Source organism: Phenylobacterium sp. SCN 70-31 (assembly GCF_001724605.1).
Classification (GTDB): domain Bacteria; phylum Pseudomonadota; class Alphaproteobacteria; order Caulobacterales; family Caulobacteraceae; genus Phenylobacterium.
On sequence record NZ_MEEX01000019.1, the window covers coordinates 70,035 to 96,686 of the forward strand.

General features: G+C 70.2%; 23 protein-coding genes. 6 read left to right on the plus strand and 17 right to left on the minus strand.

All coding sequences use genetic code 11. The features are described 5' to 3' along the window. The first annotated feature begins 17 nt into the window (after window positions 1-17). Window positions 18-2,303: a tetratricopeptide repeat protein gene (locus ABS78_RS14825; RefSeq protein WP_293380738.1), complete on the plus strand. Its 2,286-nt coding sequence runs from the start codon at window positions 18-20 to the stop codon at window positions 2,301-2,303. Window position 2,304: 1 nt separating this feature from the next. Here the strand turns inward: ABS78_RS14825 and ABS78_RS14830 are convergent, their stop codons facing one another. The 7 genes from ABS78_RS14830 to rfbF are packed head-to-tail and all read right to left on the minus strand — an operon-like array spanning window position 2,305 to window position 7,818. Then, a complete protein-coding gene (locus ABS78_RS14830) occupies window positions 2,305-2,958 on the minus strand; it encodes a hypothetical protein (RefSeq protein WP_293380741.1) in 654 nt (217 codons plus the stop codon). Between the two features lie 6 nt (window positions 2,959-2,964). Continuing rightward, a complete protein-coding gene (locus ABS78_RS14835) occupies window positions 2,965-3,759 on the minus strand; it encodes an SDR family oxidoreductase (protein WP_293380744.1) in 795 nt (264 codons plus the stop codon). Then, a complete protein-coding gene (locus tag ABS78_RS14840) occupies window positions 3,756-4,247 on the minus strand; it encodes an acyltransferase (RefSeq protein WP_293380747.1) in 492 nt (163 codons plus the stop codon). The genes ABS78_RS14835 and ABS78_RS14840 overlap by 4 nt, the downstream gene beginning before the upstream one ends. Beyond that, window positions 4,234-4,770 (minus strand): dTDP-4-dehydrorhamnose 3,5-epimerase, encoded by a 537-nt coding sequence (gene rfbC / locus ABS78_RS14845; RefSeq protein ID WP_293380750.1) that lies wholly within the window; start codon window positions 4,768-4,770, stop codon window positions 4,234-4,236. The genes ABS78_RS14840 and rfbC overlap by 14 nt, the downstream gene beginning before the upstream one ends. After that, window positions 4,770-6,011 (minus strand): class I SAM-dependent methyltransferase, encoded by a 1,242-nt coding sequence (locus ABS78_RS14850; RefSeq protein WP_293380753.1) that lies wholly within the window; start codon window positions 6,009-6,011, stop codon window positions 4,770-4,772. The genes rfbC and ABS78_RS14850 overlap by 1 nt, the downstream gene beginning before the upstream one ends. Beyond that, window positions 6,008-7,063, minus strand: coding sequence for a CDP-glucose 4,6-dehydratase (gene rfbG, locus ABS78_RS14855; protein ID WP_293380756.1), 1,056 nt, complete (start codon window positions 7,061-7,063; stop codon window positions 6,008-6,010). The genes ABS78_RS14850 and rfbG overlap by 4 nt, the downstream gene beginning before the upstream one ends. Then, window positions 7,051-7,818, minus strand: coding sequence for a glucose-1-phosphate cytidylyltransferase (rfbF, locus tag ABS78_RS14860; protein ID WP_293380759.1), 768 nt, complete (start codon window positions 7,816-7,818; stop codon window positions 7,051-7,053). Before rfbF ends, rfbG begins: the two co-directional genes overlap by 13 nt. 158 nt (window positions 7,819-7,976) lie before the next feature. On the opposite strand from rfbF, the gene ABS78_RS14865 reads away from it, so the two are divergent. Both ABS78_RS14865 and ABS78_RS14870 read left to right on the plus strand, forming a co-directional pair. Next, entirely contained in the window at window positions 7,977-8,723 is a 747-nt protein-coding gene (locus ABS78_RS14865) for a sulfotransferase domain-containing protein (protein WP_293380762.1), read from the plus strand. A 41-nt stretch (window positions 8,724-8,764) separates the two neighbouring features. Then, window positions 8,765-9,769 (plus strand): M23 family metallopeptidase, encoded by a 1,005-nt coding sequence (locus ABS78_RS14870; RefSeq protein ID WP_293380765.1) that lies wholly within the window; start codon window positions 8,765-8,767, stop codon window positions 9,767-9,769. A 213-nt stretch (window positions 9,770-9,982) separates the two neighbouring features. On the opposite strand, the gene ABS78_RS14875 is transcribed toward ABS78_RS14870, so the two are convergent. The 3 genes from ABS78_RS14875 to ABS78_RS14885 all read right to left on the minus strand — a co-directional run bounded on the left by ABS78_RS14875 (window position 9,983) and on the right by ABS78_RS14885 (window position 15,147). Next, a complete protein-coding gene (locus ABS78_RS14875) occupies window positions 9,983-11,803 on the minus strand; it encodes a calcium-binding protein (RefSeq protein WP_293380767.1) in 1,821 nt (606 codons plus the stop codon). A gap of 210 nt (window positions 11,804-12,013) precedes the next feature. Next, entirely contained in the window at window positions 12,014-13,402 is a 1,389-nt protein-coding gene (locus ABS78_RS14880; protein ID WP_293380771.1) for an HlyD family type I secretion periplasmic adaptor subunit, read from the minus strand. Continuing rightward, window positions 13,399-15,147: a type I secretion system permease/ATPase gene (locus ABS78_RS14885; RefSeq protein ID WP_293380774.1), complete on the minus strand. Its 1,749-nt coding sequence runs from the start codon at window positions 15,145-15,147 to the stop codon at window positions 13,399-13,401. Before ABS78_RS14885 ends, ABS78_RS14880 begins: the two co-directional genes overlap by 4 nt. Window positions 15,148-15,333: 186 nt before the next feature. Here ABS78_RS14885 and ABS78_RS14890 point away from each other — a divergent pair, with 186 nt between their 5' ends. Further along, window positions 15,334-16,149 (plus strand): DUF6270 domain-containing protein, encoded by an 816-nt coding sequence (locus tag ABS78_RS14890; RefSeq protein WP_293380777.1) that lies wholly within the window; start codon window positions 15,334-15,336, stop codon window positions 16,147-16,149. Here the strand turns inward: ABS78_RS14890 and ABS78_RS14895 are convergent. Genes ABS78_RS14895 through ABS78_RS14910 form a run of 4 tightly spaced genes read right to left on the minus strand, consistent with a single transcriptional unit; the run spans window position 16,109 to window position 21,922 of the window. After that, window positions 16,109-17,365 carry a hypothetical protein gene (locus ABS78_RS14895; protein ID WP_293380780.1) on the minus strand — a complete coding sequence of 419 codons (1,257 nt, stop codon included), beginning with the start codon at window positions 17,363-17,365 and terminating at the stop codon, window positions 16,109-16,111. The two genes, ABS78_RS14890 and ABS78_RS14895, sit on opposite strands and share 41 nt — an antisense overlap. Further along, window positions 17,341-18,366: a hypothetical protein gene (locus ABS78_RS14900; protein ID WP_293380783.1), complete on the minus strand. Its 1,026-nt coding sequence runs from the start codon at window positions 18,364-18,366 to the stop codon at window positions 17,341-17,343. The genes ABS78_RS14895 and ABS78_RS14900 overlap by 25 nt, the downstream gene beginning before the upstream one ends. Further along, window positions 18,363-19,967: a hypothetical protein gene (locus tag ABS78_RS14905; RefSeq protein ID WP_293380786.1), complete on the minus strand. Its 1,605-nt coding sequence runs from the start codon at window positions 19,965-19,967 to the stop codon at window positions 18,363-18,365. Before ABS78_RS14905 ends, ABS78_RS14900 begins: the two co-directional genes overlap by 4 nt. Further along, window positions 19,964-21,922, minus strand: coding sequence for a hypothetical protein (locus tag ABS78_RS14910; RefSeq protein WP_293380789.1), 1,959 nt, complete (start codon window positions 21,920-21,922; stop codon window positions 19,964-19,966). Before ABS78_RS14910 ends, ABS78_RS14905 begins: the two co-directional genes overlap by 4 nt. A gap of 148 nt (window positions 21,923-22,070) precedes the next feature. Here ABS78_RS14910 and ABS78_RS14915 point away from each other — a divergent pair, with 148 nt between their 5' ends. Next, window positions 22,071-23,144, plus strand: a complete 1,074-nt coding sequence (locus ABS78_RS14915) for a hypothetical protein (protein WP_293380792.1) — start codon at window positions 22,071-22,073, stop codon at window positions 23,142-23,144. Between the two features lie 7 nt (window positions 23,145-23,151). Further along, entirely contained in the window at window positions 23,152-23,913 is a 762-nt protein-coding gene (locus tag ABS78_RS14920; RefSeq protein ID WP_293380795.1) for a methyltransferase domain-containing protein, read from the plus strand. On the opposite strand, the gene ABS78_RS14925 is transcribed toward ABS78_RS14920, so the two are convergent. Genes ABS78_RS14925 through ABS78_RS14935 form a run of 3 tightly spaced genes read right to left on the minus strand, consistent with a single transcriptional unit; the run spans window position 23,823 to window position 26,610 of the window. Continuing rightward, window positions 23,823-25,244, minus strand: a complete 1,422-nt coding sequence (locus tag ABS78_RS14925) for a hypothetical protein (protein WP_293380798.1) — start codon at window positions 25,242-25,244, stop codon at window positions 23,823-23,825. The two genes, ABS78_RS14920 and ABS78_RS14925, sit on opposite strands and share 91 nt — an antisense overlap. Further along, on the minus strand, window positions 25,241-25,597 hold the full coding sequence (locus ABS78_RS14930; RefSeq protein WP_293380801.1) for an EamA family transporter: 357 nt from the start codon (window positions 25,595-25,597) through the stop codon (window positions 25,241-25,243). Before ABS78_RS14930 ends, ABS78_RS14925 begins: the two co-directional genes overlap by 4 nt. Further along, the gene (locus tag ABS78_RS14935) at window positions 25,594-26,610 is read right to left on the minus strand and encodes a glycosyltransferase family 2 protein (RefSeq protein WP_293380803.1); all 1,017 of its coding nucleotides are present in this window, start codon (window positions 26,608-26,610) and stop codon (window positions 25,594-25,596) included. The genes ABS78_RS14930 and ABS78_RS14935 overlap by 4 nt, the downstream gene beginning before the upstream one ends. Window positions 26,611-26,652 lie beyond the last annotated feature (42 nt).

The window sequence follows — 26,652 nt, forward strand, 5'->3', positions numbered from 1 at the left end:
GGCTCGAAGGTCACGGAATGAGCGACAGGCTGCAGGCCGCACAGGCGGCGCTGAATTCGGGACGGCGGGACGAGGCGATCGAGCACCTGATCGCCGCTGTGGCCGAGGCGCCAGGCCAGCCCGTCAACGTCTATCGGATCCTGACGGTCCAGCTCTACAACGCCGGGCGGTTCGAAGAGGGCGAGCAGCACGCGGCAGCGGGGCTCAAGCGCTATCCCCGGGACTACGACCTGCTCAACGTCCACGGCGTGATGCTGCGGAAACTCAAGCGCCAGCGCGAAGCCGCGCCCGTGCTGGAGCGAGCGATCAAGCTCAAGCCCAACGCCCCGGCGGCTCAGCAGAACCTGGGCAACGTCCTGCTGGACCTGGGGGAGCACGCGCGCGCCGAAGCCGTGTTCTCGAAGCTCGTCCGGGCCGAGCCGCGAAACAGCGAATACCACCGCCAGCTCGGGCGCACCCTCGCCCGGCGAGGTAAGATAGAACCCGCGCTGACCCGGCTACGGGCCGCAGTCAGCATCAAGCGGGACAATGTGGAAGCCTGGCTGGACCTCGCCGGCTGCCTCTCTGAGGAGTTCCGTATAGCCGAGGCGCAGGAAGCGCTCGCCGCGGCCCTCGCCGCCAACCCCGGCGCCCAGAAGCTGCTGGAAGCCAGGGCGCTGACCCTTCGACGCGGGGGAGACCTGAAAGGCTGCCAGACCTTCCTCGAAGAACTCCTGCCGTCCAATCCCGACGCGGCCTGGCTCCAGCACCAGCTCGGCTCCCTGGTTTCGGACTGGGACCGCGATCGCGCCAACCGGCATTTCGAGCGGGCGCACGAGCTGGAGCCGGACAGGCTCGAATACGCCACCGCGCTGGTCGAGAGCCTGGAGCGCACCCGCCTCGGCGACGAAGGCGGCCATATCGAGCGCGCCTACCAGCTCGCCCTGACGCTCCTGCCGCGAAAGCCGGAGTTCTCGGACTCGACCAACAAGGTCATGACCGACGTTTTCGTGCGCGTCTGCGACTACGACGGGCTGGACGCCGTGGGCGACTTCAAGACTCTGGGCCGGGGCTGGGCCCAGAGCGGCCGCCACACCGCGCTGCTCAAGCAGATCGCCCGCGTGCGGGGCGACGACGACCGGCAAGAACTGGTCGAGCAACACCGCATCTGGGGCCGGGCCCAGGAGGAGGCCGCCGCCCGCCGAACCATCAAGCGCCCGCCGCCGCGGCCGCTCGGTCCGAAGATCCGCCTGGGCTTCATGTCGTCGGACCTGCGCGCCCACCCGGTGGGCTACTTCGCGATGCCGCTCTTCGACCACATCGACACCGACCGGTTCGAGGTGTTCATCTACTCATTCTACCAGGGCCGAGAAGACGCAGCGCAGCGGGCGATCACAGAGAAGGTCACCGCCTATCGCTGGTGGCCCGAGGCCAGCATCACCCAGGCCGCCGAGCGGATCGCGGCGGACCAGCTCGACCTGCTCATCGAGCTGGGCGGCTCCACCCACATGAACAAGCTGGAGGTGATGGCCTATCGGCCGGCGCCGCTCCAGGCGAGCTGGCTGGGCTATCCCCACTCGGCGGGGCTCTCGACCATCGACTGGTTCATCTGCGACCCGATCACCGCGCCGCCCCGGCGCGAGCTCCTGATCGAGACCCCGCTGCTGATGCCGCGGAGCTGGATCGCGCTGGGCGCGCGGTTCTTCTCCAACACGGTCGAGATCGGCGAGGCGCCCGAGCTGCGGAACGGCTTCATCACCTACGGCACGGCAAACAATCCGCACAAGTACACGCGCGACGTCCTGCGGACCTGGGCGAAGGTGGTCGCCGCAACGCCGGGGTCGAAGTTCGCGTTCATCCGGCCCGAGGCCAGCGGCGAGAGCTTCCGGCGCAACATCGAAAAGCAGTTCGCCGTGGAGGGCGTCACGCCCGACCGGCTGGTGTGGCACGCGATCCGCGGCGCGCACCTGCCCTACTACAACGAGGTGGACATCACCCTCGACCCCTTCCCGCTGACCGGCGGCACCACCACCGCCGAGACCCTGTGGATGGGCGTGCCTCTGGTGAGCCTGACGGGGCCGGCGTTCTATGAGCGCCTCAGCGCCTCGATCATGACCAACAGCGGGGTCGGCGACCTGGCCGTCGACACGCGGGAGGCCTACCTCGACACCGCTGTCGCCCTGGCGGCGAACCGCGAGCGGCGGCTGGAGCTGCGGCGCTCGCTGCGTGACCGGATGCGCCAGGGGCCGCTGGGGCAGACCGAACAGTTCGCGAAGGACTTCTACGATATGATCCACGCCGCGGTGACCGCGAAGCGCGGATAGGTCAGAGGCGGAAGTATTCCTTCAGCAGATCGTCGGGGCGCGGCTGGAAAGCCAGGTCGGCCCCGGCGCCGCGAAAGGCGATGACGCCGGGTGGAACGACCTTGTTCACCGCGCTGACGCCTTGGCTCAGCACGGCGTCGTCGCCGATCACCGAACGGCCGATCACCGCGGTGTTGGGATAGAGCACGACCCGGTCGCCGATCACGGGGATCTGGTCCTTGTGCCGGCCGACGGTCGAGTTCTGGTAGAGGACCAGGTAGTTCCCGTAGGTCGCCTTGGCCAGGACGATGCCCACCGAGTGGCCGATGTAGAACACCGGCGGCATCTGGATTTCGTAGAACAGGTCGATGCCGTTCAGGGCCTTGTTCATCAGGAACAGGCGCGTGGCCGCCGCCGTATCGCCCGAGCGCCGCCAGATCGTGTTCGAGAGATAGTACAGGAAGATGCAGTGTTGCGAGCTCTGCAGCACGTTGAACTGGTCGGGCCGCCACGGCGCGCAGGCGTTGATACAGACGTGCATCCGCTCCAGGGCTTCATGGACATGCTCGTCCACCGCCTTGCGGAAGGCGTCCTCCCGGCCGTCGGGCACGATCGCCGCGCACTGGGCGACGAGATAGGCGACCAGGCTGTCGCGGGTGTGGTCGAGGAGCTGCACGGCGCGTCAGAGCCCTTCCAGATAGGCGCGGATCACATCCTCGACGGCCCGCGCGCGCACGCCAAGACCCGCCAGCCGTTCGACGCTGGCGCTGGGCGGCGGCGGTGGGTTGGCCTGGCCCCGGAATCGCACTGTCCAGCCCGCCGTCTCGAACACCCGAGCGATCCCGGCGTTTGTGGTCAGGCGGCCTGCGGCCACGTTGAAGACCCCGACCGGCGCGGCGGCGATGGCCATGAGGGCGGCGACCGTGTCATCCAGGTGGATGTAGTCGCGCGCGATGTTCGGGCTGGAGTCCAGCTCCAGGTCCCGGCTCCCACGGGCGGCGATCAGCCATTCGGACAGGAAGCCCGGCGCGCCGTCCGCCCAGTCGAACACGTTGGACAGCCGGGCCACGGCCCCCCGGCCGCCGGTGCGCGCCAGGGTCAGGTTCTCGCCCAGGGCTTTCGAGAGATCGTACACCCGCCGCGGGTCGGCCGGATCGAAGATCAGGGGCTCGGCCTCGTGGACCACGTCCTTGCGCTGGCCGTCGTACAGCCGGGTGGACGAACAGTAGACCAGCCGCTCGAACCGGCCCGCCTCGACAAGCCGGCTCACCAGACTGGCGTGGGCCTCCACCGTATCGAACGGCCGCCGGTCGTAGTCGGCGGTCAGGCCGGCGCAGTAGAACACCACACCCAGGTCACGGGCCAGCAGGTCGGCGTCGCCCTTGGCCGGCGCCCACACGTCCCAGCCCTCGGCGCGCAAACGCTGCGCCAGGCGGACGCCCACGAACCCGGCCGCGCCGACGACGGTGGCCTTCATCCGCCCCGCTCGCCGATCCGTCGCGCCGGGGCGCCCGCGAAGATCGCATAGGCTGGGACCTCGCCGCGCACCACGGCCCCCGCGGCGATAACCGCGCCACGCCGGATCACCGCCCCGTCCAGAACCACCACGCCCGAGCCCAGCCAGCAGTCGTCCTCGATGACGATACCGCCCTTCGACGCCTGGAAACCCTGGTCCTTGATGAATCGCTGGCGGTCGGAGATGGCGTGGTTCGTGGGCGCGAGCGTGCAGTTGGCGGCGATGGCGACACCCTGGCCGATGGTCACGCCGTTGCCGGTGTAGATCACGGTGCCGGAATTGATGGCCGTGTCCGGGCCGATCACCACGTCGCCCGAGCCGCCGGCCGGCTTGATCTTCACGAAGCTGTCGATCATCACCCGCGGTCCGATCTCGATCAGAGTGCCGCGCACCGACTCCTCAATGTCGGCCATCGGCGAGATCCGGGCGGTGGGATCAATCTTCAGCATCGTAATCGGGATACCCGGCGTCTCGCGGCGAGATCAACTGCGGCCGCATCGGCCAGGCGATCCCGAAGGCCGGGTCGTCCCAGCGGACGCCCGCTTCGAAGCCCGGCCGGTAGGCGGGAGCGATCTGGTAGAGGACGTCGGTGTCGGGTTCCAGCGTGAGGAAGCCGTGAGCGACCCCTTCGCCGATATAGAGGCCCACGAGATTGTCGGCGGAGAGTTCGACGCCGATCCATCGGCGGAAGGTGGGGCTGCCGCGGCGCAGGTCGATGGCGACGTCGAAGACTCGGCCGCGCGTGACGCGCACCAGCTTGGTTTCCGCGTGGGGGGCGGCCTGGTAGTGCATGCCACGGAGCGTGCCGACGCGCGGATTGCGCGAGACGCTGGTCTGGACCGGGGCGAAGGGAGCGCCGGCGGCGGCGAATTCGTCGGGGCAGTGCAGGCGCGCGAAGAGGCCGCGGTCGTCAGCATGCGGCTCGGCCTCGACCCTGACCACGCCGGCGATCGGGGTCGGGACAAACCGCACTAGTCCAGCACCCTGGTTTCGGGCGAGGCGACGACGAACCGGCCGCCCCAGTCGCCGATGAAGGCGAGTTGGCGGACGATCTCGTCCTGGAGGTTCCAGGGCAGGATGACGACGTAATCGGGCCGCGTGGTCCGTACGGCGTCGGGCGCCTTGATGGGGACGTGACTGCCGGGGAGGTACCGGCCCTGCTTCGCGGGATTGGCGTCGTAGACCTCGACGATGTCATCGCGCGTGACGCCGCACCGGTTCAGGAAGGTGTTGCCCTTGGCCGCCGCGCCATAGGCGGCCACTGCCCGGCCCTCGTCCCGGGCGTCCGACAGGAAGGCCCGGAAGCTGTCGCAGACCGCCTCCACCCGCGCCGCGAAGCCGTCGTAGGTCTCCGCCACGCCCAGGCCAGCGTCGGCCTCAGTGGCGCGCAGCGCCCGCAGGGCTTCGGTCTCGGCATGGTCGGCCGCCTCGTGACAGCAGAACAGCCGCAGCGAACCGCCGTGGGTGGCCAGCAGCTCCACGTCGAAGGGCCGCAGCCCGTGCGCCCGCAGCACCTGCTCCACCGCCAGCAGCGACAGGTACGAGTAGTGCTCGTGGTAGATGGTGTCGAACTGGACCTTCTCGATCAGGTTCAGGAGGTGCGGGAACTCGAAGGTCAGCACGCCCTGCGGCTTCAGCACCTTGGGGAAGCCGGCCATGAAGGCGTTGAGGTCGGGCACGTGGGCCAGGACGTTGTTGGCCGCCATCAGATCGGCGCGGTCGCCCCGCGCGGCCAGAGCGCCCCCGGTCTCGGCGTTGAAGAAGACCACGTCCGTCCGCACGCCGATGGCGCGGGCCGCCTCGGCCGTGTTGGCCGTAGGCTCGACGCCCAGGACCGGGACGCCCCGGGCCAGGAAGTGCTTGAGGAGGTAACCATCGTTGCTGGCCACCTCGACCACCAGCGAATCGGGACCCAGCCCGAACCGCGCGATCATCGCCTCGGCGTAGCGGCGGGCGTGCTCGACCCAGCCCGACGAGAACGACGAGAAGTAGGCGTAGCCCGCATCGAAAATCGCCTCGGCCGGGACCTCATGATCGGCCTGGACCAGGAAGCAGCGGTCGCAGACGCGCGTGTGCAGCGGGAAGACCGGCTCGTTCCCCGCCGCCAGTTGCTCGGGCGTGAGGTAGCTGTTGGCCAGGGGCTGCTCGCCCAGGTCGAGGAAGGTGCGGGTCAGAGGCGCCCGGCAGAAGCGGCAAAGTGGCGGGTTGGTCATGCGCGGGCTTGGTACCCTTCGATCTGCTCCAGGCACAAGGCGCGCGCATCGGCGCCGGCCGCCTGTCGCGCGTACCAGTCCATGGTGAGCCGGACGGCTTCGGCCGCGTCCAGACGGCTCTCGAAGCCCAGGGCGGTTCGGGCCAGAGTGGCGTCGATGGCCAGCGCGCGCGCTTCCAGGGAGTTCGCGTCGGATTCGTGACGCCAGGGGCGCCCGCCCAAGGCCTCGACGCCCAGGGTCGCCAGTTCGCCCACCGTCACCTCGGCCCCGCCGGGACGCGGCCCGAAATTGAGCGCCCGCGGCGTGTCGGGACGCGTGGCCAGCGCCTCCAGGTGGGCGAAGTAGCCGGCCAGACAGTCCAGCACGTGCTGCCAAGGCCGGGTCGCCTCGGGATGGCGGAGGGTCACCGCCTCGCCGGCTCGCGCCGCGCGCACGATGTCGACCACCAGGCGGTCGCGCGAGAAGTCGCCGCCGCCGATGACGTTGCCGCCGCGCGCGGTGGCCACCGCCACCTGGGGGAAATAGCTGCGGGCGAAGCTCTGGACCACGATCTCGGCGGCCGCCTTCGAGGCCGAGTAAGGGTCCTTTCCCCCCAGCCGGTCACCCTCGGCGAAGGCCCGGCCGCCGTCGTCGTTGGCGTAGACCTTGTCCGACGTGATGGTCAGGACGGCCTTCAGGTCGGGGCGGCCACGCAGGGCCTGCAGCAGCCGCGCCGTGCCCATGACGTTGGTGTCGAAAGCGGCCACGGGATCCTCGATCGCGGTGCGCACGATCGCCTGGGCCGCCATGTGCAGGACGAGGTCGAAGGTCTTTCCCGCCAGCGCCCGGTCGATCGCGGCCGGATCGCGGATGTCGCCGAACCGCGAGTCGACGCCCCGCTCGACGGCCGCCATCTCGAACAGGCTGGGCGTCTGGTCGGGCGGGAGGGCGAGGCCGGTCACCTCCGCCCCCATTTGGGACAACCAAAGGGCGGCCCACGAGCCCTTGAAGCCCGTGTGGCCGGTTAGCAGGACCCGCTTGCCGGTCCAGAACCCCGGGGTCACCGTCGCCACGGCGCCTCGCCCGAGGCCCACAGCGCCTCCAGGACGTTCTTGTCGCGCAGGGTGTCCATGGCGGCCCAGAAGCCGTCGTGACGGAACGCCATGAGCTGGCCGTCGGCGGCGAGGCCCTCCAGCGGCTCGCGTTCCCAGATCGTGGGATCGCCGTCGATCCGGTCCAGCACCGCGGGATTCAGGACGAAGAAACCGCCGTTGATCAGTCCCTGGTCGCCCGGGGGCTTCTCCACGAAGCGATCGACGCGGCCGTCCTGGATATCCAGCGCCCCGAAGCGACCCGGAGGGGCCACGGCGGTGATCGTGGCCTCGCGGCCGTGGGCTTCATGGAACGCCAGGAGGGCGGGGAGGTCCACGTCGGACACGCCGTCGCCGTAGGTCATGAAGAAGGGCTGGCCCGGCTCGAGATACTTCGCTACCCGCTTGAGGCGGCCGCCGGTCATGGTCTCGGCGCCCGTCTCGACCAGGGTCACCTTCCAGGGTTCGTGATTGGTGGCGTGGTACTCCAACGCGCCCGTGGCCATGTCGACCGTCAGATCCGCGTTGTGCAGCACGTAGTTGGCGAAATACTCCTTCACCACATAGCCGCGGTAGCCGAGGCAGACGATGAAGTCGTCGAAGCCGTGGTGGGCGTAGTGGCGCATGATGTGCCAGAGGATCGGCCGGCCGCCGATCTCGATCATCGGCTTGGGCTTGAACTGGCTCTCTTCGGAGATGCGCGTTCCCAGGCCGCCGGCCAGGATCACGGTCTTCACAGGATCACCCCGCTCACAGCAACACCGTCTTCATGCATCCGCCCCGTGGCGCGCGGGGTCGAAGGACTCGGGGCCGCGCGGGTTCACGTCGTCTTAGCGGCTCCGAGCGCGCGCCAGAAGCCCCTTGCCCGAAACGCCGCTACGGGGGATGGGACGGCATGGCCGCGCCGCCCCTTGTCAGCTTCCTGATCGCCGGCGTCCAGAAGGGCGGCACGACCGCCCTCTTCGACTATCTCGGCGACTACGGCGACATGGCCTTGCCGGCCGAAAAGGAGCTTCATTTCTTCGATGACGAGGGCGTGGACTGGTCGGCGCCAGACTATGCTCCCTACCACGCCCGCTTCCCCATGCCGGACGGACGCCCGCGAGGCGAAGCCACGCCGATCTATACCTACTGGCCGAACAGCCTCGAACGGATCGCCGCCTACAATCCGGCCATGCGACTGATCGTGGTGATGCGCGACCCCATTCAGCGGGCCTGGTCGCACTGGCGCATGGAGTACGCCCGCGGCGTGGAGACGCGCCCCTTCGCCTGGTGCGTCCGCGAAGGGCGACAGCGGCTGTTCCAGACCGAACCCTGGGGCCACCATCGCGAGTTCAGCTACGTGGAGCGCGGCTTCTACGGTGAGCAGGCCGAGCGGCTCCTGGGCCTGTTCCCACGCGAGCAGTTGCTGTTCCTCCGATCCGAGGACCTTCGGCGGCAGGGCGGCGCGACCCTGGACAGGGTGCGGGACTTCCTGGGTCTGGCGCCCGCCGCGACGCCCGCGTCCCGCGAATCACACGTGGGGCGGTCGGCGGACTATCCTTCCGTGCTCACGAGCGAGGACGTCGCCCACCTGCGACTGGTCTACGCCCGCGACGCCGAACGACTGGCCGATCTGACGGGTGTCCGCTTCGAGACCTGACGGCCATACATTGGCCCCGGCGTTCCCGAAGGAGTCGCATCATGCGCCGCGCGCTCCTCCTCCGCACCACCTTCGCCATTGGCGCGTCGGCGGCCCTGGCCGCGCCGGTGACCGCCCAGCCCCCCGGCGCCCCGTCACTGGCCTTTCCCGTCGCCTGTCAGCCCGGCCGGACCTGCGAGATCCAGCACTACGTCGATCGGGATCCCGGTCCCGGCGTGCGTGATCATCGCTGCGGGACCATGACCTACGAGGGGCACAACGGCGTCGACATCCGTCTGCCCGACCTCGCGGCGCAGCGTCGGGGCGTCGCGGTGCTGGCTGCGGCCCCAGGGCGCGTGCGGGCCGTACGCGACGGCAAACCCGACATCTCGGTGAAGGCCGTGGGCGCGCCGTCGGTCGCGGGCGAAGAGTGCGGCAACGGCGTGGCGATCACGCATGCCGGCGGGTGGGAGACGCAGTACTGCCACATGGCCCGCGGCAGCATCGGCGTGGCCGAGGGACAAGCGGTGGCGGCCGGCGCGCCCCTGGGGCGGATCGGCCTTTCGGGACTGACCGAGTATCCGCACCTCCATTTCACCGTGCGGCGCGCCGGCCGGGTCGTCGATCCCTTCCGTCCCGACGCTGGCCAGACCTGCGGCGGCGGGGCGGCGGCGGGTCTGTGGACGCCCGAGGCGGCGGCCCGGATGCCCTATCGGGCCGGCGCGATCCTCAACACCGGCTTCTCGGCGACCCCCGTGAGCCAGGATCAGATCGAAGGCGGCGCGATCCGCGCACCCGACGCCGGCGCCGGTGTGCTCGTGGCCTACGCGAGAGCCATCGCGCTCCTGCCGGGCGACGAGGTGGAACTGGATCTCAAGGGTCCGGACGGTGTCAGCCTGGCGCGCAGCCGGCGGCCCCCGCTGGCCAACTGGCGGGCGCAGGAGATGATTTACGTGGGGAAGAAGCGACCCGCGGCGGGGTGGCCGCGGGGAATCTATTCCGCCGAGTATCGCGTCTGGCGGAAGGGGACGGTCGTCCTGTCGCGGCGCTTTCAGACGAGGCTGTAGAGCGCGGCCCGAACAGATCCTGGCGGTAAGGGCGCCCCATAGTCCGCGGTGGAACGACGCTCAATCGGCGGGCGCTCTGCGGGACACTCGACACGTTCCCGGGGGGAAGGCCGTGGCATGGCCCCACGGCGACAATCGCGATGATGCATAGCGCAAAAGAAAAGGGCCGCCCCGAGGGGCGGCCCGATCCTTGTTCAGCTCATCGTTCGGACGTTAGACGCCGACGATGTTCGACGCGCTGATGTCGGCCAGGGTGCGGCCCACCAGCACGACCGCGTCTTCCGCCGTGCCGTTGTTGGCGCCGGTGTCCGCGAAGACCACGACGTTCGTGCCGACCTGGATCACCACGTAGTCGATGACGCCGCCCGCGATCTGGGCGTCGGCAAGGAGCTTCGCCGCGTCGTAGGTGCTGGCCGACAGTTCGATGTAGTTCGAACCTTCGGTCGCAGCGCCCAGGCCGTTGAAGCGGAGGGTGTCCACCGTCTCCCAGTCGAGGATCTGATCCAGCGAACCAGCGGTGACGCCGGAGTCGCCCGAAGCGAACACGAAGCGGTCAGCGCCATTGCCACCGGACAGGAAGTCGGTGCCCGCACCGCCCACGATGGTGTCGTTGCCGTCACCACCTTGCACGGTGTCGTTGCCGGCTCCGCCGATCACGCTGTCGTTGCCGCCGCCAGCGTCGATCTGGTCGTTGTCGGCGCCGCCATCGAGGGTGTCGTTGCCTTCACCGCCCGAGACGACGTCGTTGCCGGCGCCAGCGATGACGCTGTCGTTGCCGGCGCCCGCGCTGATGGTGTCGTTGCCGGCGCCCGCGTCGGCGGTGTCGTTGCCATCGCCGAGGGTGACGGTGTCGTTGCCAGCGCCCGCGGTGACGTTGTCGTTGCCAGCGCCCGCATCGACCGTGTTCGCGCCGTCACCGGCCACGATGGTGTCGTTGCCGTCGCCGCCGTCGATGTTGTCGTTTCCGGCTCCGGCGGTGATGTCATCGTTGCCGATGCCGCCGCTGACGGTGTTGTTGCCCGCACCGGCGTCGATCGTGTCGTTGCCGTCTTCACCGAAGACGCGGTCGTTGCCGCCGCCCGTAGCGATGGAGTCATCGCCCAGGTTGCCGTTGAACACGCCGCCCGCCGTAGCCGCCGAGGCGTCGATCACATCGTTGCCCTGGCCGCCGAGGACGGTCAGGTTGGCGCTGGTGCTGGTGGCGGTGACGGTGTCATCGCCGGCGCCGCCCTGGACGAAGCCCGCACCGGTGAACGTGATGTCGTCCGCGCCCGCGCCGCCCTGGATGTTCACGACGCCAGCCGTGGCCGTGATCGTGTCGTTGCCGTCGCCGCCATCGACCGTGACCGAGTTGGTCGCGCCGCTGGTGGCGTTGATCGTGTCGTCGCCGGCTTCACCGAAGATCTGGTCGTTGCCGCCGCTGCCGGTGAGCGAGTCGTTGCCGAGGTTGCCGTTGATGAAGTCGTCGCCGGCGCCGCCGTCGATCACGTCATCGCCTTGGCCACCCAGCACGGTGTCGTTGCCCGCGCCACCATTGATGGTGTCGTTGCCGATGTTGCCCTGACCGAAGTCGTTGCCGTCGCCCAGGTCGAGTTCGTCGCTGCCCTGGCCGCCGTAAGCGGTGTCGTTGCCCGTGCCGCCGACGATGCTGTCATCGCCTTGGTTGCCCTGCAGCACGTCGGCGCCGCCGGCGCCGTTGAGCGTGTCAGCGCCCGCACCGCCGAACAGGGCGTCACCGCCCGCGCCGCCGGTGCCGGCGTCGTCGCCCGCGCCGCCGATGAACAGCGACGAGCTGTCGGGGAACACGACTTCACCGGCCGTGCCGGTCGCGATCGAGTTGCTGAACGTCACCGCGCGGCCCGTGAGGCCCGAGATGATCGTCACCGTCGCGGCGGAGGTCGCCGTCGCGGGATTGAAGATCACGGACGTGGTCACCGCACGCTCGCCGACGCCACCAAAGACGAGTACGTCGTTCGCGGCGTTGTAGGCGAGAGCCTGCGCTTCCGTGATCGTCTCAAAAAGATAAGTCGCCATTAGTCTCTCCAGTCTGTGTCACACGGACCCCTGGAACGCTTGACCTCCACTCGCGGCAGAGCATCCCAGCGGTCCATTACCCCACGCGCCATAGCACGGCTGCGGCGCAGGTTAGACGAGCCCAAGGGGAGACGTATCGGAACCCCGCCAATTGCGCAACCTGAAAAAGCCCCCGGAATCCGAGTGTTCGGCGGTGTGGCGGCGGCGCCTCTACTGTTCGCGGAAGGCGTCTTCCAGGGTCTCGGTGATGGGCGAGATCAGGTAGCTCATGACCGACCGCTCGCCCGTCACGATGAGCGCCTGAGCCGGCATGCCCGGCGTCAGTTCGACGCCCTTCTTCAGCTTGCGCAACTCGGTGGGGAGGATGCGCAGATCGACTTTGTAATATGCGGTCCCGTTCTTCTCGTCGGTGAACCGATCGGCCGAAACCACGGACACCTCGGCATCCAGCGAATCGCTGAAGCGCTGATTGAGACCGGTCAGCTTCACCTTCGCCGGCATGCCGACACGGACCTCGTCCACGTCCTCCGGCTTGATGGTGGCGGTGACGGTCAGCGGCGTGCCGGTCGGCACCACATCCATCATGACCTCGCCGCCGCCGACCACGCCGCCCACGGTGAACTGGGTCAGGTTGAACACATAGCCGTCCACCGGAGCGCGGACGACCGTCGAGGCCAGGGTCTGGCGGGCGGTCGTGAGGCGGGGGATCACGTCGGAGAGCTTGGTCTGGCTGTCGCGCAGACCTTCGGCCGACTGCGTGGCGCGTTCGTTGCGCAACGAGGCGAGCTGGAGCCGGGTCTCCCCCATCTGCTGCCGTAGCCGGGCGATGTCGGCGTTGAGCTGGCCGCGGCGGCCGCCCAACTCGGCCAGGCTGCGCTCGTAGCGCAGGATGAGAGTCTTCGGCGCGAAGCCCTGCTCGTTGAGCTTGCGGTAGCCCGAGAGCTCCTCCTCGGTCAGGCGCTGCTGCTCGACGATGGAGTCGAGTTGCGCCTGCGCGCCCTGGATCTGGGTCTCCTGCTGCTCGATGCGCTGCATGAGGACGGCCGACTGGCTCTGGAAGAGCTGCTGGCGGGTGGTGAAGAGGAACTGCTGGTCCCGGATGATGGTGGCGACCCCGGCCTCGCCCATGCGCGCCGTCAGTTCGGGCGGCAGTTCCAGCGAAGTCCTGCCCAGGGCTTCCGCCGTGTAGCGGGCGTTCTGGGCCAGGAGCGTGTCGTACTGGTTCTGCAGCACGTCGACCGCCGCACGGGCCTCGACGTCGTTGAAGAGCAGGAGCGGCTGACCGGCGCGGACCTGCTGTCCCTCCTTCACCAGGATCTGCTTCACGATCCCGGTTTCCTTATGGCGCAGCGTCTTGCGCTGCGAGTCGGCGCGAACCGCCGCCCCGGCGGTGATTCCCGACGCCAGGGAGTTGAACGACGCCCAAAGGCCAAGCCCCACCACGAACACGGCGATCACGCCCGCGCCCACCAGCATCGGGCGGCGCAGGCGCTCCCGCAGCTCGGGCGCCATCGGCCCAGGGTCCTCGGCGCCGAAGGTGGGCGGGACGTAGGCCGACGGCGCCTGCGACGGGCGGAACGGCTTCAGGTCGAGCTTCACCGGCCACCCTCCACCGCGCGCACTTCCGCCGCAGGAGCCTGCGGCTGGGCGGGCTTCACGAGGCGCGCCATCACCTGATCGCGCGGGCCGAACAATTCGACGCGGCCGTCGCGCAGCACCAGCATCTTGTCGGCGGCGCGAAACACGCCGGGCTTGTGCGAGATGATGACGACGGTGGCGCCGTTGGCCTTCATCGCATCGATGGCGCGCATCAAGGCGTCCTCGCCCTCGGCGTCGAGGTTGGCGTTCGGCTCGTCCAGCACCACGAAGGCGGGATTGCCCAGCAGGCATCGGGCGAGGCCCACGCGCTGGCGCTGGCCGGCGGACAGCACCGTTCCCCCTTCGCCGACATCGGTGTCGTAACCCTTGGGCATGCGCAGGATGAGCTCGTGGACTCCGGCGAGCTGGGCGGCGGCGACCACCTCCTCATCGGTGACCCCTTCCCGGAAGCGCGCGATGTTGTTGCGCACGGTGCCGGCGAACAGTTCGGTGTCCTGCGGCAGATAGCCGACGTAGCGGCCGAAGTCGGCGCGATCCCAGGTGAAGACGTCGGCGCCGTCCAGGCGCACCACGCCGTTCAGCGGCTTCCAGATTCCGACCAGCAGACGCGCGAGGGTGGACTTGCCGGCGCCCGAGGGGCCGATCACGCCCAGGACTTCACTGGGTTCGATGGTGAAGTTGACGCCCGACAGGACGAGGCGCTGAACGCTGGGCGGGGCGAAGTTCACGCCCTCCACCGAAAGCTTGCCCAGCGGTCGCGGAAGGGCGGTGGCGGCGGCCGGCGCCTCGGCGGTCTCCAGCAACTGGTTGAGCCGAAGGTACGCCCGGTACATCGCGTTGAGCGGATCCCACGATCCCACGATCTTCTCGATCGGCTGCAGCGCCCGGCTGACCAGGATCATGTTGGCGAACAGCATGCCGGGGTGGATCGAGCCCTTCAGGATCAGGAACGCGCCCAGCCCGATGGTCAGCACCTGCATGCCCATCCGCACCGCCTTGATGGCGTCGGTGTAGAAGTTCGACGCCTCGGAGGCGGCCGCGCCGCGCTCGATCGTCACCGCGCGGTGACGCGCCCAGGCCTGGCCCAGGGTGGGCAGCATCCCCATCGCCCGAACCACCTCGCCGTTGCGAAGCGCCGCGTCGGTGAAGGCGTAGCTGCGCAGCGCGGCGTCATTGGCCTCCTTGAGCGCCGACTGTGTGGCCCGCGCCTGCGCGATCGCCAGCATCACCAGGATCGCCGCGCCGATCAGGGTGACCACACCGATCAGCGGGTCGATGATGAAGAGAACGCCCAGGAAGACCGGGATCCACGGCACGTCGAAGAAGGCCGCAGCCGCGATGCCGGTGAGCGCCTGCCGGAACTGGTCCAGGTCGCGCAACGCCTGCGCGCGGGCGCCAGCGCCGCCGCGGACGGCCGCGTCGAACAGGCTGCTGAACACCCGCCCCGAAACCCGCTGGTCCAGGGCCACGCCGTAGTTGATCAGGATGCGCGCCCGGAAGTCGTCGATGACACTCGAGATGATGAAGACGAACAGCGTGATCAATGTCAGCGACCAGAGCGTCGCCTGACTCTGGCTGGTCAGGACCCGGCCGTAGACCTGATAAGTGTAGAGCGGAAGAGCCAGGTAGAGGACGTTCGACACCAGACTGAAGCCGAACGCGACCATGGCCGGGCGGCGGCCCTCGCGCAGGGCGCGGCCGAGCACGTTGTCGGGCAGGTCCGTGAGGAACGTCAGAAACTTCATGTGTCGCTAAAGCCGTCCCGCCAGACCTTTAGGGCCTGATACACCATACTTCGACAAAAAGGATGAACGCGCCGGAAGTTTGGCGGTCGTGACCCGTCCCTAGGCGAACGGGCCGGTAGATGATGGCCCTCCCACGGGTTGTCAATGCCGCGACTCGACGCACGCTCGGCATGGTAAGGGACCGGGATGGAGCCGCGCATCGCCATTCTCGGGAGTTGCATCACCCGCGACCTCTGGCCCGTTCGGGGCGGCGGCGCCGAGCGGCTGCTCTACATTTCGCGGACCAGCCTCCCGAGTCTGTTCTCGCCGCCGGTGGCCGGTTTCGAACCCGCCGCAAGCGCGCCCGAGGGCCTGACCGCCCATGAACATCGCGCCCTGGTCGCCGATCTGCGGAAGACGGCCCTGGCCAGTCTGGTCGCCTTCGATCCCACGCACCTGATCTTCGACTTCATCGACGAGCGCTTCGACCTGGTGTCCGCGGGCGCGGCGCTGGCCAGTCGCAGCAGCGAGCTGCTCCGCAGCGGCTATGGGGCGCAACCCGCCTTCGACGGCGCCCGTGTGATCCCCAGGTTGTCGGCCGTCGCCGAGCGCCTGTGGGCCGAGGGACTGGCCCAGTTCGCGGCCCTCGTCCGATCGACCCCCCTGGCTCATGCGCGGCCAGTTCTGCACCGCGCCCGGTGGGCGAGCCATCTCCGGCTGGCGGACGGAACGGACGAACCGATTCGCGACGTCCAGATCGTCTCTGGCCAGCCCACCGACATCGCCCCCTACAACGACCTGCTCGCGCGCCAGGACGCCGCGTTCCTGGCGGCGATGCCGGGGATCGAGGTGGTGGAGGCGGCGACGCCGCCGCTGGCCGACCCCGACCACCGCTGGGGCCTCAGCCCCTTCCACTACACCGCGGACTACTACGAGGTCCTTCGGACCCGCCTGTGCTCGGTCCCGGGCCTGGAGGATGCGTTCACGCCCGTCCCTGCCGCGCCCAGTGCTCTAGGGGCGTGACGCCCGTCCGCGCCAATTCCGGCCGGCGCGCCAGATAGACGGCCGCGGACGAACCCGGCCCGAAGTCTCGCGCCTTCCAGGCGCCGCCCAACAGATAGTCGATCAGCAGATTGAGACCCGCAGGACGATCTTCGCCCCGCGCCGTCGCGTAGGCTTCGGCGTCGAACCAGGGACCGGGCCGCCGGAAATGCTCAGGCGGCTCCAGGAGATAGTGGGTGAGCGGATCCACGCCCGCAGCCTCCACGTCCGGATAGGTCTCCCGGTACCATCGTGCATCGAACAGCGGATGCGGCGAGACGCCGTCGCGCCAGCCTTGGTCGAGGTAGTGCAGCAACGGCGGCCCGGGTTCGGAACCGACCCGCGCGCCCACCTGGGCCGCGTACCAGGCCGGATCGAACAGCGGACCGGGCGAGAGCCCCCGTCTCCAGCCCTCGCGCAGATAGTGCGAAAGCGGATCGTCGTCGGGCGCCAGTTCCACGCCTTGGGCGAGATAGTGACCCACGTCGAACAACGGATGCGGCGAAGCCCCCTCGCGGGCACCCGCCCGGACGTAGTGCTCCAGCGGCGAGAGGCCGGTCGCCGCCAGCGCATGGGCGTGGCGCGACGCATACCAGGCGGGCTGGAAGAACGACGCCGGCGCACGGCCTTCGAACCCGCCCCTGACGAGATAGTGGACCAGCGGGGCGACCCGGGCTGCGGCCACGTCGGGATAGGCCGACAGATAGGCCGCCTGGCTGAACAGCGCCGCCGGCGCGACGTCGGACCGTGCGCCACGCCGGGCGTAGGCCGCCATGTGGCGCAGATCGTGGAGCGCCCGCCCCTCGCCACGCCAGACGCCGCTGCGCGCGATCACCAGGGCCTGTCCGAGCGACCCCAGGCGAGCCAGGAAGCGATCCAGCGCCTTGCTGGGCCGATTGTGCCGACGGGACGGACGGACCCTCGCCAGGCGCCGCCAGGCTGAGAGCGCCTGGGCGCGGAGGCGGGCCTCGGCCTCGGCGCGGCCCGCAGCGGCCTCGAACAGCGCCAGACTCAGCTCCGTCCGCGTCAGAGCCTCGCGAAGCTGGGCGTCGTGCGCCACCCGGCGCAGGCCGGCGTGCTCGCGGGCCAGGGCCTGAACCCTCTCCAGCGTGCGCCCGCGCTCGGCGAGGATCGCGGCGGCGCCGTCCGGCTGGACGCCGGCCGCCGCCGGGGTCACGCCCCTTCGGTTTCGAGCCATTCTTGGAAGGTTCCGCGTCCGGAGGCGAAGGGGTTGGGGAAGGCCGACTGCAGGTCCGGCCGCTCCCGATAGAGCACACGATCCGACTTGGCGATGGGCCGGCCGTCGTCATAGGCGCCATAGGCCCACCAGCGTTCCGGGATGGCCGGGTCGGTCGCCGCGGCCACCTGACGCCGGTACCAGGCCCAGATCTCGTAGACGGGGTGATTCGAGCCGGCGTAACGGCGGGTCATGGCGTCGCCGATCGCCCCCAGCTTGGTGAAATGCCAGAACCGCAGGGGATGGCCGTTGACCAGGATGCGCCCGTCCTTCTCCACCGAGACCGTCCGGGTGGAGAGGTTCCAGCTCGCCACGTTGTAGCCGGGATCGCGCACGACCTTCACCTTGTCGAACAGCGCCGGCACATGGTCGCACCACCGCTGGTCCACGAAGAGGCCGCTTGGCATGTCGTCGTAGCAGTACGACAGCAGCCGGTCGTTCCACCAGCGGGCGAAGCGCGCGCCCTCGCCCGTCGTCCGGATGGCTACGAAGCCCAGATTGAAGATGCCGGTCCGCGAGGCGGACAGGTCGTTGTCGAGGATCGCCGCATGATCGTCGTTGGGATCGACCAGATGCGGGGTGAGCAGGATGTCGTGCTCTTCCAGCCAGGACTCCAGCGGCGCCAGCGTACCCAGCGCGGCGGTGTCGGGGTCCATGTAGATCACGGCGTCGAAGCCCCAGCCGCAGGCCTGGTGGATGAACGGCCCCTTCACCGCCGTGCAGACCTCGACCACGTCGTGGCGGAACAGCCATCCGGTGAAGTCCGGGATGCCCAGGTCCTCGGCCCAGACGAGTCGGTCGAACGGTTCGGACGCCGGATCGAACACGAAGCCCTCGGGCGGCCGATCGGTGATCAACGCCGCCAGCTCCCAATCGGGATGGTGGCGCTTGAGGGTCTGGAACAGCACCCGCGCCCGGTTGAGGTACGAGAACGTGAAGCTGGAGTAGCAGAGGATCTTCATGGGCGCGGCAGGTCCAGCGAAAGGGCGCTGAAGCGCAGGTCGTACAGCATGGGACGCCTTCGTGCGCGGGCCAGATCGAGGATCGCGCCCGACTCGAACGCGGCCCTCAGGGCGGCCTCGTCGGGCAGGCTCAGCCCGTGGCCGGTCTCGTCGACGAAGGCGCGGACGTTGCCGCTGTCGGGCCCCGTGACGACCGCGCAGCCCGCGGCCACCGCCTCGTACGCGACGAAGGAGAAGGTTTCGCGGCACAGGGGCCAGACCAGCACCGCATCGGCCTGCACGCGCGCAAGCGCGCCGGACATGTCGTGGGTCACGGCCTCGAACCCGCATTCGGCCCCTGGATCTCGGCGCGCGCCGAGATGGAGGAATTCGTAGCGGGCGTCGTCGGCGAACCGCGACGCCAGCTCGGCGAAGATCGGGAAGCCCTTGTGGGCCACCGGCAGGCCCGCGAAGGCCAGACGGAACGGCCTGCCGCCGTCCGCGGGCGCCGGGCCGCACGCCGTCAGGGTCGCATGGGGCAGCACGACGGCGCCGGCGTGGGGCAGGCGCGCGCGGGCCTCCCAGAGGTCCAAGGCGTTCCGGGACGGTGCGGCGACGGTGAGCCGCAGGCGTTCGAACAGGCGGGCATGGGCCGCCTCATGGCGAGCACGCCAGGGGCTGTATACGCACACCCCGCACCCCGGACTGTCGGGCGGCGGCGCAGCGCAATCCTCGACGTCGTTGCGCAGGAGGTGGAAGCCGGCGCACAGGCTGGCGAAGTCGTGCAACCAGAAATGCCCCGCCGAAAGGCCTGCCGCCGCCAGGACGTCGGCCACCGTATCCGCATCGTGGCCCAGCAGGCTGTGGATGGCGAAGCTGCGCGATCCGCCGCTCTCCGCGCCGGACGTCGCCGCGACCGCCCGCGCCAGCGCCCCACACAGGTCGACAGCGTCGAAATAGCCGAGGAAGGCACCGTTCCAGACCACGCCCAGCGGCTCCTCGACACCTACGGGCCGCACCACCGGCCAGGGCCGCGCCGGGAAGACGTGCAGATGGTCGCGTCCGTCGGCCTCCAGCCGGACGGCTTCACGGCGAATGGCCGTCTGAAGTCCGCCGACCGTGGCGGTGAAATCGTCGTGGCTGAAGGTGACGTGCAGGCCCGCCAGGCGGCTGCGGGCTCGGGCCAAGGCGTCGTCGAGGTCGGCGGCGGTTCCCGAGGCGGGCGCGGCCGGCGGCAGTGCGTCCAGGCGTTCGTCCATCGACGCCAGCCGCGCGATCACGTCGTAGCGAAAGCCGTAGGGCGGCGGCGGGCGCCGCAACCTGGGCCGCCCCGTGGTGAGCCAGTGGACGAACGGGTTGACGCCCGACTCCGACACATCCGGGAACATCTCCAGATAGACCCGGGTCGAGAAGGCCGGGCTGGGGTCGCGGCCCTCGCGCCAGCCATGGGCCATGTAGTGATCGAGCGGATCGCCCCCGCCCGCCGCCACGTCGGCGTAGGTCGAAAGATAGAAAGCCCGGTCGAACGCCCGCGCGGCGATCGCGTGGTCGCCGTGCAGCGGCGTCCGACGGAGCCGGCGACGGATGTCCGGCGGCAGCATGGCCGCGACGAGCCGCCTCATTTCGCGCCCTTCCCGACCAGATCCGCCGTCATGCCGCTGAAGGCCAGGTCGAACAGTTCGCCCCCCGTTCGGCCACCACGCGCCATGCGGATGATCTCGCCCGAGGCGAAGACCTCGGCGAGGGCCGTCTCGTCGGGGAGCACGACGCCCCGGCCGGACGCCGCGAAGGCCGCCACGTTGCCGCTGTCGGGACCGGTCAGGACGGCCGCGCCCCCGGCCGCCGCCTCGTAGGCCGTGAACGAGAAGGTCTCCCGGCACAGGGGCCAGATCAGCGCGATATCCACCTCCAGGTCCTCGACGGCGTCGCGCATCGCGAGCGGCTGTTCCACGCTCACCACGACCGGGTGGAAGTCCGCCGGCGCGGCCGGATCGGGGCGTCCGCCGAGGTGCACGAAATCGTAGCGGGGATCGTCGGCGAACCTCTGGGCCAGATCGCGGAACACGGGCCAGCCTTTCAACGCCGCCGGCATGCCCAGGAAAGCGGTTCGGAGCACGCCGGTCCGCGGCCCGCCGGCCCCGGTTCGAGGCGTCAGCTCGGCGTGCGGCAGCACCACGGCGCCCGTCGCAGGCAGGTCGGTGCGTGCGCGCCAGAAATCCAGCGTCACCCGCGAGGGTGCGACCACGGTAAGGGCCAGGCGCTCGAACAGGCGTCGGTGCGCCGTCTCGTGGCGGGCGCGGAAGGGGCCATAGTCGCAGACGCCGCAGGCCGGGCTGTCGGCCGGCGGCGCGCCGCAATCCTCGACGTCGTTGCGGACCAGATGGACGCCCGCGCACACGCTGGCGAAATCGTGCAGCCAGAAGAAGCCCGCCGACAGTCCCGCCGCCGCCAGGATATCGGCCGTGGCGTCGGCGTCGTGGCCCAGCAGGCTGTGCACCGCGAAGGTGCGCCGGCCCCCGGTCGTCGCCGCGTCCGCCAGCGCGCGGGCGACGGCCCGAGACGGATGGACACCCAGGCTGACGCCATCCAGCAGCACGCCCAACAGACCCGGCTCCTCCGGCGTCCGAACCATCGGCCAGGGCGATGCCGGATAGAGGTGGAGGTGCGCCACGCCCGCCGCAGCGAATCCGGCGCTCTCGCGTCGCACGCAGGCCTGGAGCCCCCCCGAATTCCGCACATAGTCATCGTGGCTGAAGGTCACGTGCAGGTCGCGCAACCGCCCCAATCCCTCGGCCAGCCGTTCCGGCGCGTCGGGACGCAGACGCGCCGCCGCGTCCCGCGCGTCGTCCAGGCGGCCAGCCGCCGGCCGGGCCCGCGACAGGATCTCGTAGCGGAATCCCAGGTCGATCTTCGCCGCACGTCCCTCGGCCCGGCCGGCCATGACGTAGTGGACGAAGGGATTGAGGCCGCTGGCGGCGACGTCGGGATGCGCCTCCAGATAGTCGCGCACCGAGAACCGCGGCGACGGATCGCGTCCCTCCCGCCAGCCGGTCCGCAGGAAGTGGTCGAGAGGGTCCATCCCCGACGCCGCGATGTCGGGATTCACCGCCAGATAGTAGGCGGCGTCGAAGTCGGCGCCGACGACCGCCCGCTGGTCGGAGAGGTTGGGCGCACCCGCGCCGGCGACGCCCCCCCGTCGGCCCGGCCCGTCACCCTGCGCAACGTCTTGCCAGGCGGGCGGCGCCCAGCCGGAGGCCCCCAAATAGTCCCAGGCATGCGGCGACGCGGCGACCTCGCGCCCCTGAAAGCGGCCTTCCAGAAGATAGTGGGCGAAGGGACCACCCTCCGCCTCGGCCGCATCGGGATGATCGCGCCGATAGGCCTCGGTCGAAAACCAGGGCGCCGGATCGCGCCCCTCCGCCTCGCCGGCCATCCGGTAGTGCCACAGCGCGTCCATCCCGGCCGGCAGGTCGGTGTAGACCGCACGATAGAACCGCGCATCGAAGGCGACGGCCACGGCGCGATAGCCGATCTCGGTGCGAGGGCGGTCGTGGGCGAGGGCGACGAGGGGGGCCATCAAGGCCTTGAAGCTCCGGAAACGGTCGGGGACGGCCGGGGGCGCCGCGAGGCTGACATGCAACATGTGGCAGGGGGGATCAACCTCGGCCCGTCCGGCGCGATCGGCGCTTGCAGGCGCGACGGTCGGCCCGTACCACCCGCATGGCATGAGCAAGACGGCCGCCCCTTCGAAGCCACGCACCGCCTATCTGGTGCTGGGCATGCACCGCTCGGGCACCTCGGCGGTGACGCAGCTCCTGGCGCTGGCCGGCGCGACCCTGCCCGCCAACGTGATGCCGGGGGACGAGCATAACGCCAAGGGGTACTTCGAGCCCTGGAAGATCGCGATCTTCAACGACGAGCGCCTGCGGGCGGGCGGCTCGGCCTGGGACGACCCGTTCGCATTTCCCTATGCGCCGCTGCCGGCCGACGACGAGGACGCCTGGGTCGAACGGGCCACCGCGTTGTTCGACGAGGAGTTCCCCAAGACGCCCTGGCCGCTGATGAAGGACCCCCGCGCCACCGTCCTGCTGCCCCTTTGGCGCCGGGTGCTGGATGCGCGCGGCGTGGCGGCCCGCTGCGTGATTCCCGTGCGTCACCCCCTGGCCGTCGCCGGCTCGCTGCGCCGGCGCGACGGGTTCGCGGCCGAGAAGTCGGTGCTGGTCTGGAGCGCCTACATGCTGGCGGCCGAGGCCTATACCCGCGACCTGCCCCGGGCCTTCGTCGGCTACGACGCCCTGCTCGCCGACTGGCGAGCCGAGACAGCCCGGATCGAGGCGGCGCACGGCGCGCACCTGCCGCGTCTGACCGAGGCGGCGGGCAAGCGCATCGACAGGTTCCTGACTCCCGAACTCCGCCACAACGCGGGCGAGGACGGCCTCAAAGGCCTGGGTTGGGCCGGCGAGATCGCGGCGCAGGTTCTGGCCTGGTTCCAGGCGCGCGCGGCAGGCGAAACGCCTGGCCCCCAAGCCCTCGACGCCGCGGCGGCCCGCCTGGCCGAACGCCGCCGCGAGATCGGGCCCCTGGTCTCGCCGATGGCCCGCGACCTCGCCGCCGTCCGCATCGAGCTGGCCGACGCCCGCGCCCGCCTTCAGGTCGCCGAAGGGCTGGAGGCCGAACTGCGCGCGCTCACCCGCCGGCTGGAGGACGGCTGGCGCGCCGACCAGCGGAACCTCGACACCGCCCTTCAGCTCCTCGATCGCATCGACGCCGAAGCGTCCGAGGCCCTGGCCCGCAAGTGAGTCCCCCATGACCCTCGACGCCGCGCTCGCGCGCTTCCCCAAGACCCGCCCGCCCCTGCCGCCGAGGCTCGCGGAGATCTATGCGCAGCAGTACGCCGAGAACCGGGCCGGCGGCAGCACCGCCGCCTCGCTCTCGCAGCGCCTGGAACGCTGGATGCACCGGCAGGTCGCCGCCGACGTCGCCGGGGGCGAGGCTCGCCCGACGCTCGAAGTCGGGGCCGGCAACCTGAATCAGCTCCCCTTCGAGCCCGCCGGCGCGCCCTACGACATCGTCGAGCCGTTCGCCGAACTCTACGCCGGCTCGCCACACCAGGCGCGGGTGCGCGACGCCTTCGCAGACATCGCCGACGTCCCCGCCGACCGTCGCTACGACCGGATCGTGAGCATCGCCGCCCTGGAGCACGTCTGCGACCTGCCCGTGCTGCTGGCGCGCTCGGCGCTTCTGCTGACGCCCTCGGGCGTATTCCGGGCGGCGATCCCCTCGGAAGGCGGGCTGCTGTGGCGGTTGGGCTGGTCCATGACCACCGGCCTGGAGTTCCGCCTGCGCTACGGCCTGAACTACGGCCAGCTCATGGCCCACGAGCACGTCAACGACGCAGCCGAGATCGAGCGGCTGGTCCGGGCGATGTTCGACGACGTGAACGTCCGCGCGTTCGGCCTGGGCCGCCAGCTCTCGCTCTACCGCTTCATCGAGGCCCGCCGCCCGCGGCCCGAGACCGCACGCGCCTGGCTGTCGCGCTTCGACCAGGGCGGCGCCATCGCAACGTAGAGCAGCCCGGTCATCGCGGCGATGTCCAGCAGGTAGAGGTAGCGGTAGTCGCAGGCCAGCGAGATCACGAAGAAGCTGGCGGTGAACGCCAGCGCGCCGCCCATGAACGCCGCCATCGCCCAGTCCGCGGGCGTCCGCCGGATGAGAACGAGCAATCCCACGGCCAGAGCGATGACCGCATAGGTGATGTGCGAATAGGCCGGGGTGTCCAGGAACCACGTCACATAATTGTAGAGCCGGGTGTCGCCCACGGCCCGCCGGGGCGGCATCCGAAGGTCGTTCAGCGCGAAATCCGGGCCGGCGACGCCGACGTGCACCGGCAGGCAACGGTCGATGACCGGCGTCGCGAACACCCATCGGAAGGCGTCGGCGCGGGTGGCGAGATAGACGGCCGGCTCGCGGACGATCAGGTCCAGCCACTCGGCCCGGATCACCGCATCCGGCGCCTGTCCCAGGCGCGCCCCGAACGCCCGGTCGGCCATCAGCGTATCGACCCGCTCCGGCGAGTAGAGGTCACGCGCCCGCGCCCGCACCAGATCGTCGAGGGTGGGATCGAAGGCGTCCAGGTGGGACAACGGCAACGGCTCTCGCGCGGCGGCGCCGATGATGTCGTACACCTGCACGATCCGCACGCCCTTGGCGCCGGCGGAATCCGGCCGCGCGCCGACGCCCTGGGGCTGGGCGATCACGCTGAGCACGAAGCTCGCGAAGGCGACCGTCGCCACCCACAGCGCCCCGGCCGCCAGCGCCCGACCACGCCCCGCCGACCACCCCACCGCGACGATCGCGGCCCCGGCCGCCAGCGCGAGCACAAGGCCGTTCTGGCGCAGAAGGCCCGCCAGGGCGAAGAGGGCCGCCGCCGCGACGAACAGGGCCAGCCGCACCAGCACCGGACGCGCCTGCAGCGCGAAGGCGAGCACCACGAAGCCCGCCACGGCGCACTCGGCGAACCAGACGTCCTTCCAGACGATGCCGGGGTAGATCAGCGCCTGGGGCAGGAAAATGAGGCCCGCCGCCGCGACGGGGGCCAGCCAGGATGTCCGGCGATGCAGGCCCGCCATCGCCGCCCAGGCGGCGAACAGGAGCGCGGCGCCGACGCCCATCGCCACGGCCGTCCCGCGATGCAGGCGGTCGGCGAGACCCAGCAGCCAGCCGAAGACCGCCGGGTTCCAGGTTTCCCGGACACCGAGGCGGCCCTCCCGGAGGGCCAGCACCGAATCGACCGACAGATGGCCCGGCAGGTTGAGCCGCATCACCATCGCATAGGCCGCAACCAGCACGAGCCACAGCGCCCAGCGCGCGCCGCCGCCAGCCGGCGTCCAGGCGTTCACGCGGGACGCACCACGAGGAACAGGCCCGCGATCATCAGGCTGTAGCCCGCCACCATGCTCCACGTGAACTGCTCCTTGAACACCAGCCAGGCGGCCAGCGGAACCAGGCACGTTCCCGTGAGCGAGAAGGCGTAGGCGAGCGAGAGCGGCACCCGCGTCAGGATGTAGAACCAGAGCAGCGCGGTCAGGCCGTACCAGGCGAAGGCGCCCAGGAGCGGACCGTTCTGGAGAATACGCAGCACAAGCGGGCCTTCCAGCCGCGCGTTGAGGACCGCACCCCACTTGAACAGCATCTGGCCCAGCGGCATCGCCAGGGCCAGGGTGGCGCACAGCGCCATGTCCTTGGGGCTCACGGCGCGCCTTCCTCTGATTCCAGCTCCTTGAGCACGTTCAGATACGGGTGAATCGGACGGCTGGGCACGTTCAGCACATCGAAGTTCATGGCCTGAAGCAGGAACTGCACGCCGAGGATCACCGGCAGGGCGGCCAGCATGACGACGCCGGCCGAAGCCGCCTGCTCAGGCGCCCGGGTGGCCAGATAGCTCAGGGCGTAGCCAACGCCGAACAGCAGGAAGAACAGGCCGAACACCAGCTCCAGGCTGGCGGCGTTGAAGTCGCGGACGAAGTACTGACCCATGACCCGCTGGGCGAAATTGCGCAGGTGCTTCAGCGCAAAGGGTCCGACGATCTGGCCGATGCGGATGTTCGAGACTTCGTCGGCGTAGCGCGCGGGCATCGGAACGTCGCGCACCACCGCCCGCAGCGTTCCGAGATGGTAGAGCAGGTCGGTCTCGAAGAAGAAGCGCCGGGATATCCGCTTCTCCATCACCAGCCCCGCTACGTTCGCCTCGATGGCCGTGTAGCCGTTCGTGGGGTCGAAGATGTTCCAGTAGCCGGTCGAGAGCTTGGCCGCGAAGCTCAGCATCGCGTTTCCCAGCACGCGGATCGTCGGCATGCTGGTCAGGTGGCTGATCGAGGTGAAACGGTTGCCCTTGGCGTAGTCGGCCTCGCCCAGCAGGATCGGCGCGACGAGCTGGGCGGCGTAGGACAGATCCATCTGGTCGTCGCCATCGACCTTGACCATCACGCGCGCGCCCCGACGCGCGGCCTCTGCGTATCCCGCCAGCATGGCGCCGCCGACCCCCTGATTCTTCGGCAGCCGCAGGACCACCACGCGCGGGTCGGTGTTCTCGGCCTCGATGAAGTCGCCCGAGCCGTCCGGACAGGCGTCGTCGACACAGACGATTCCCTCGAACCAGGCCGGCGTCCTGGCGATGACGCGAAGGATATGCCCCCGCACCTTGTAGCAGGGCACGACCAGCCAGACGCCCGCGCCCTCCAGCGAAACGGTCGGGATTCCGTTCATGTCACGGGCGATCCGGTCAGGGGCCGGTCTTGCAGGGGTTTG

Excerpts from the sequence above, each read along its gene's own strand:
- ABS78_RS14885 (WP_293380774.1), bottom strand. The coding sequence starts at position 15,147 with ATGAAGTTTCTGACGTTCCTCACGGACCTGCCCGACAACGTGCTCGGC.
- ABS78_RS14895 (WP_293380780.1), bottom strand. The coding sequence starts at position 17,365 with ATGGCTCGAAACCGAAGGGGCGTGACCCCGGCGGCGGCCGGCGTCCAG.
- ABS78_RS14840 (WP_293380747.1), bottom strand. The coding sequence starts at position 4,247 with ATGCTGAAGATTGATCCCACCGCCCGGATCTCGCCGATGGCCGACATT.
- ABS78_RS14890 (WP_293380777.1), top strand. The coding sequence starts at position 15,334 with ATGGAGCCGCGCATCGCCATTCTCGGGAGTTGCATCACCCGCGACCTC.
- ABS78_RS14875 (WP_293380767.1), bottom strand. The coding sequence starts at position 11,803 with ATGGCGACTTATCTTTTTGAGACGATCACGGAAGCGCAGGCTCTCGCC.
- ABS78_RS14910 (WP_293380789.1), bottom strand. The coding sequence starts at position 21,922 with ATGGCCCCCCTCGTCGCCCTCGCCCACGACCGCCCTCGCACCGAGATC.
- ABS78_RS14905 (WP_293380786.1), bottom strand. The coding sequence starts at position 19,967 with ATGAGGCGGCTCGTCGCGGCCATGCTGCCGCCGGACATCCGTCGCCGG.
- ABS78_RS14920 (WP_293380795.1), top strand. The coding sequence starts at position 23,152 with ATGACCCTCGACGCCGCGCTCGCGCGCTTCCCCAAGACCCGCCCGCCC.
- ABS78_RS14835 (WP_293380744.1), bottom strand. The coding sequence starts at position 3,759 with ATGAAGGCCACCGTCGTCGGCGCGGCCGGGTTCGTGGGCGTCCGCCTG.
- ABS78_RS14870 (WP_293380765.1), top strand. The coding sequence starts at position 8,765 with ATGCGCCGCGCGCTCCTCCTCCGCACCACCTTCGCCATTGGCGCGTCG.
- ABS78_RS14865 (WP_293380762.1), top strand. The coding sequence starts at position 7,977 with ATGGCCGCGCCGCCCCTTGTCAGCTTCCTGATCGCCGGCGTCCAGAAG.
- ABS78_RS14900 (WP_293380783.1), bottom strand. The coding sequence starts at position 18,366 with ATGAAGATCCTCTGCTACTCCAGCTTCACGTTCTCGTACCTCAACCGG.
- ABS78_RS14825 (WP_293380738.1), top strand. The coding sequence starts at position 18 with ATGAGCGACAGGCTGCAGGCCGCACAGGCGGCGCTGAATTCGGGACGG.
- ABS78_RS14915 (WP_293380792.1), top strand. The coding sequence starts at position 22,071 with ATGAGCAAGACGGCCGCCCCTTCGAAGCCACGCACCGCCTATCTGGTG.
- ABS78_RS14850 (WP_293380753.1), bottom strand. The coding sequence starts at position 6,011 with ATGACCAACCCGCCACTTTGCCGCTTCTGCCGGGCGCCTCTGACCCGC.
- ABS78_RS14935 (WP_293380803.1), bottom strand. The coding sequence starts at position 26,610 with ATGAACGGAATCCCGACCGTTTCGCTGGAGGGCGCGGGCGTCTGGCTG.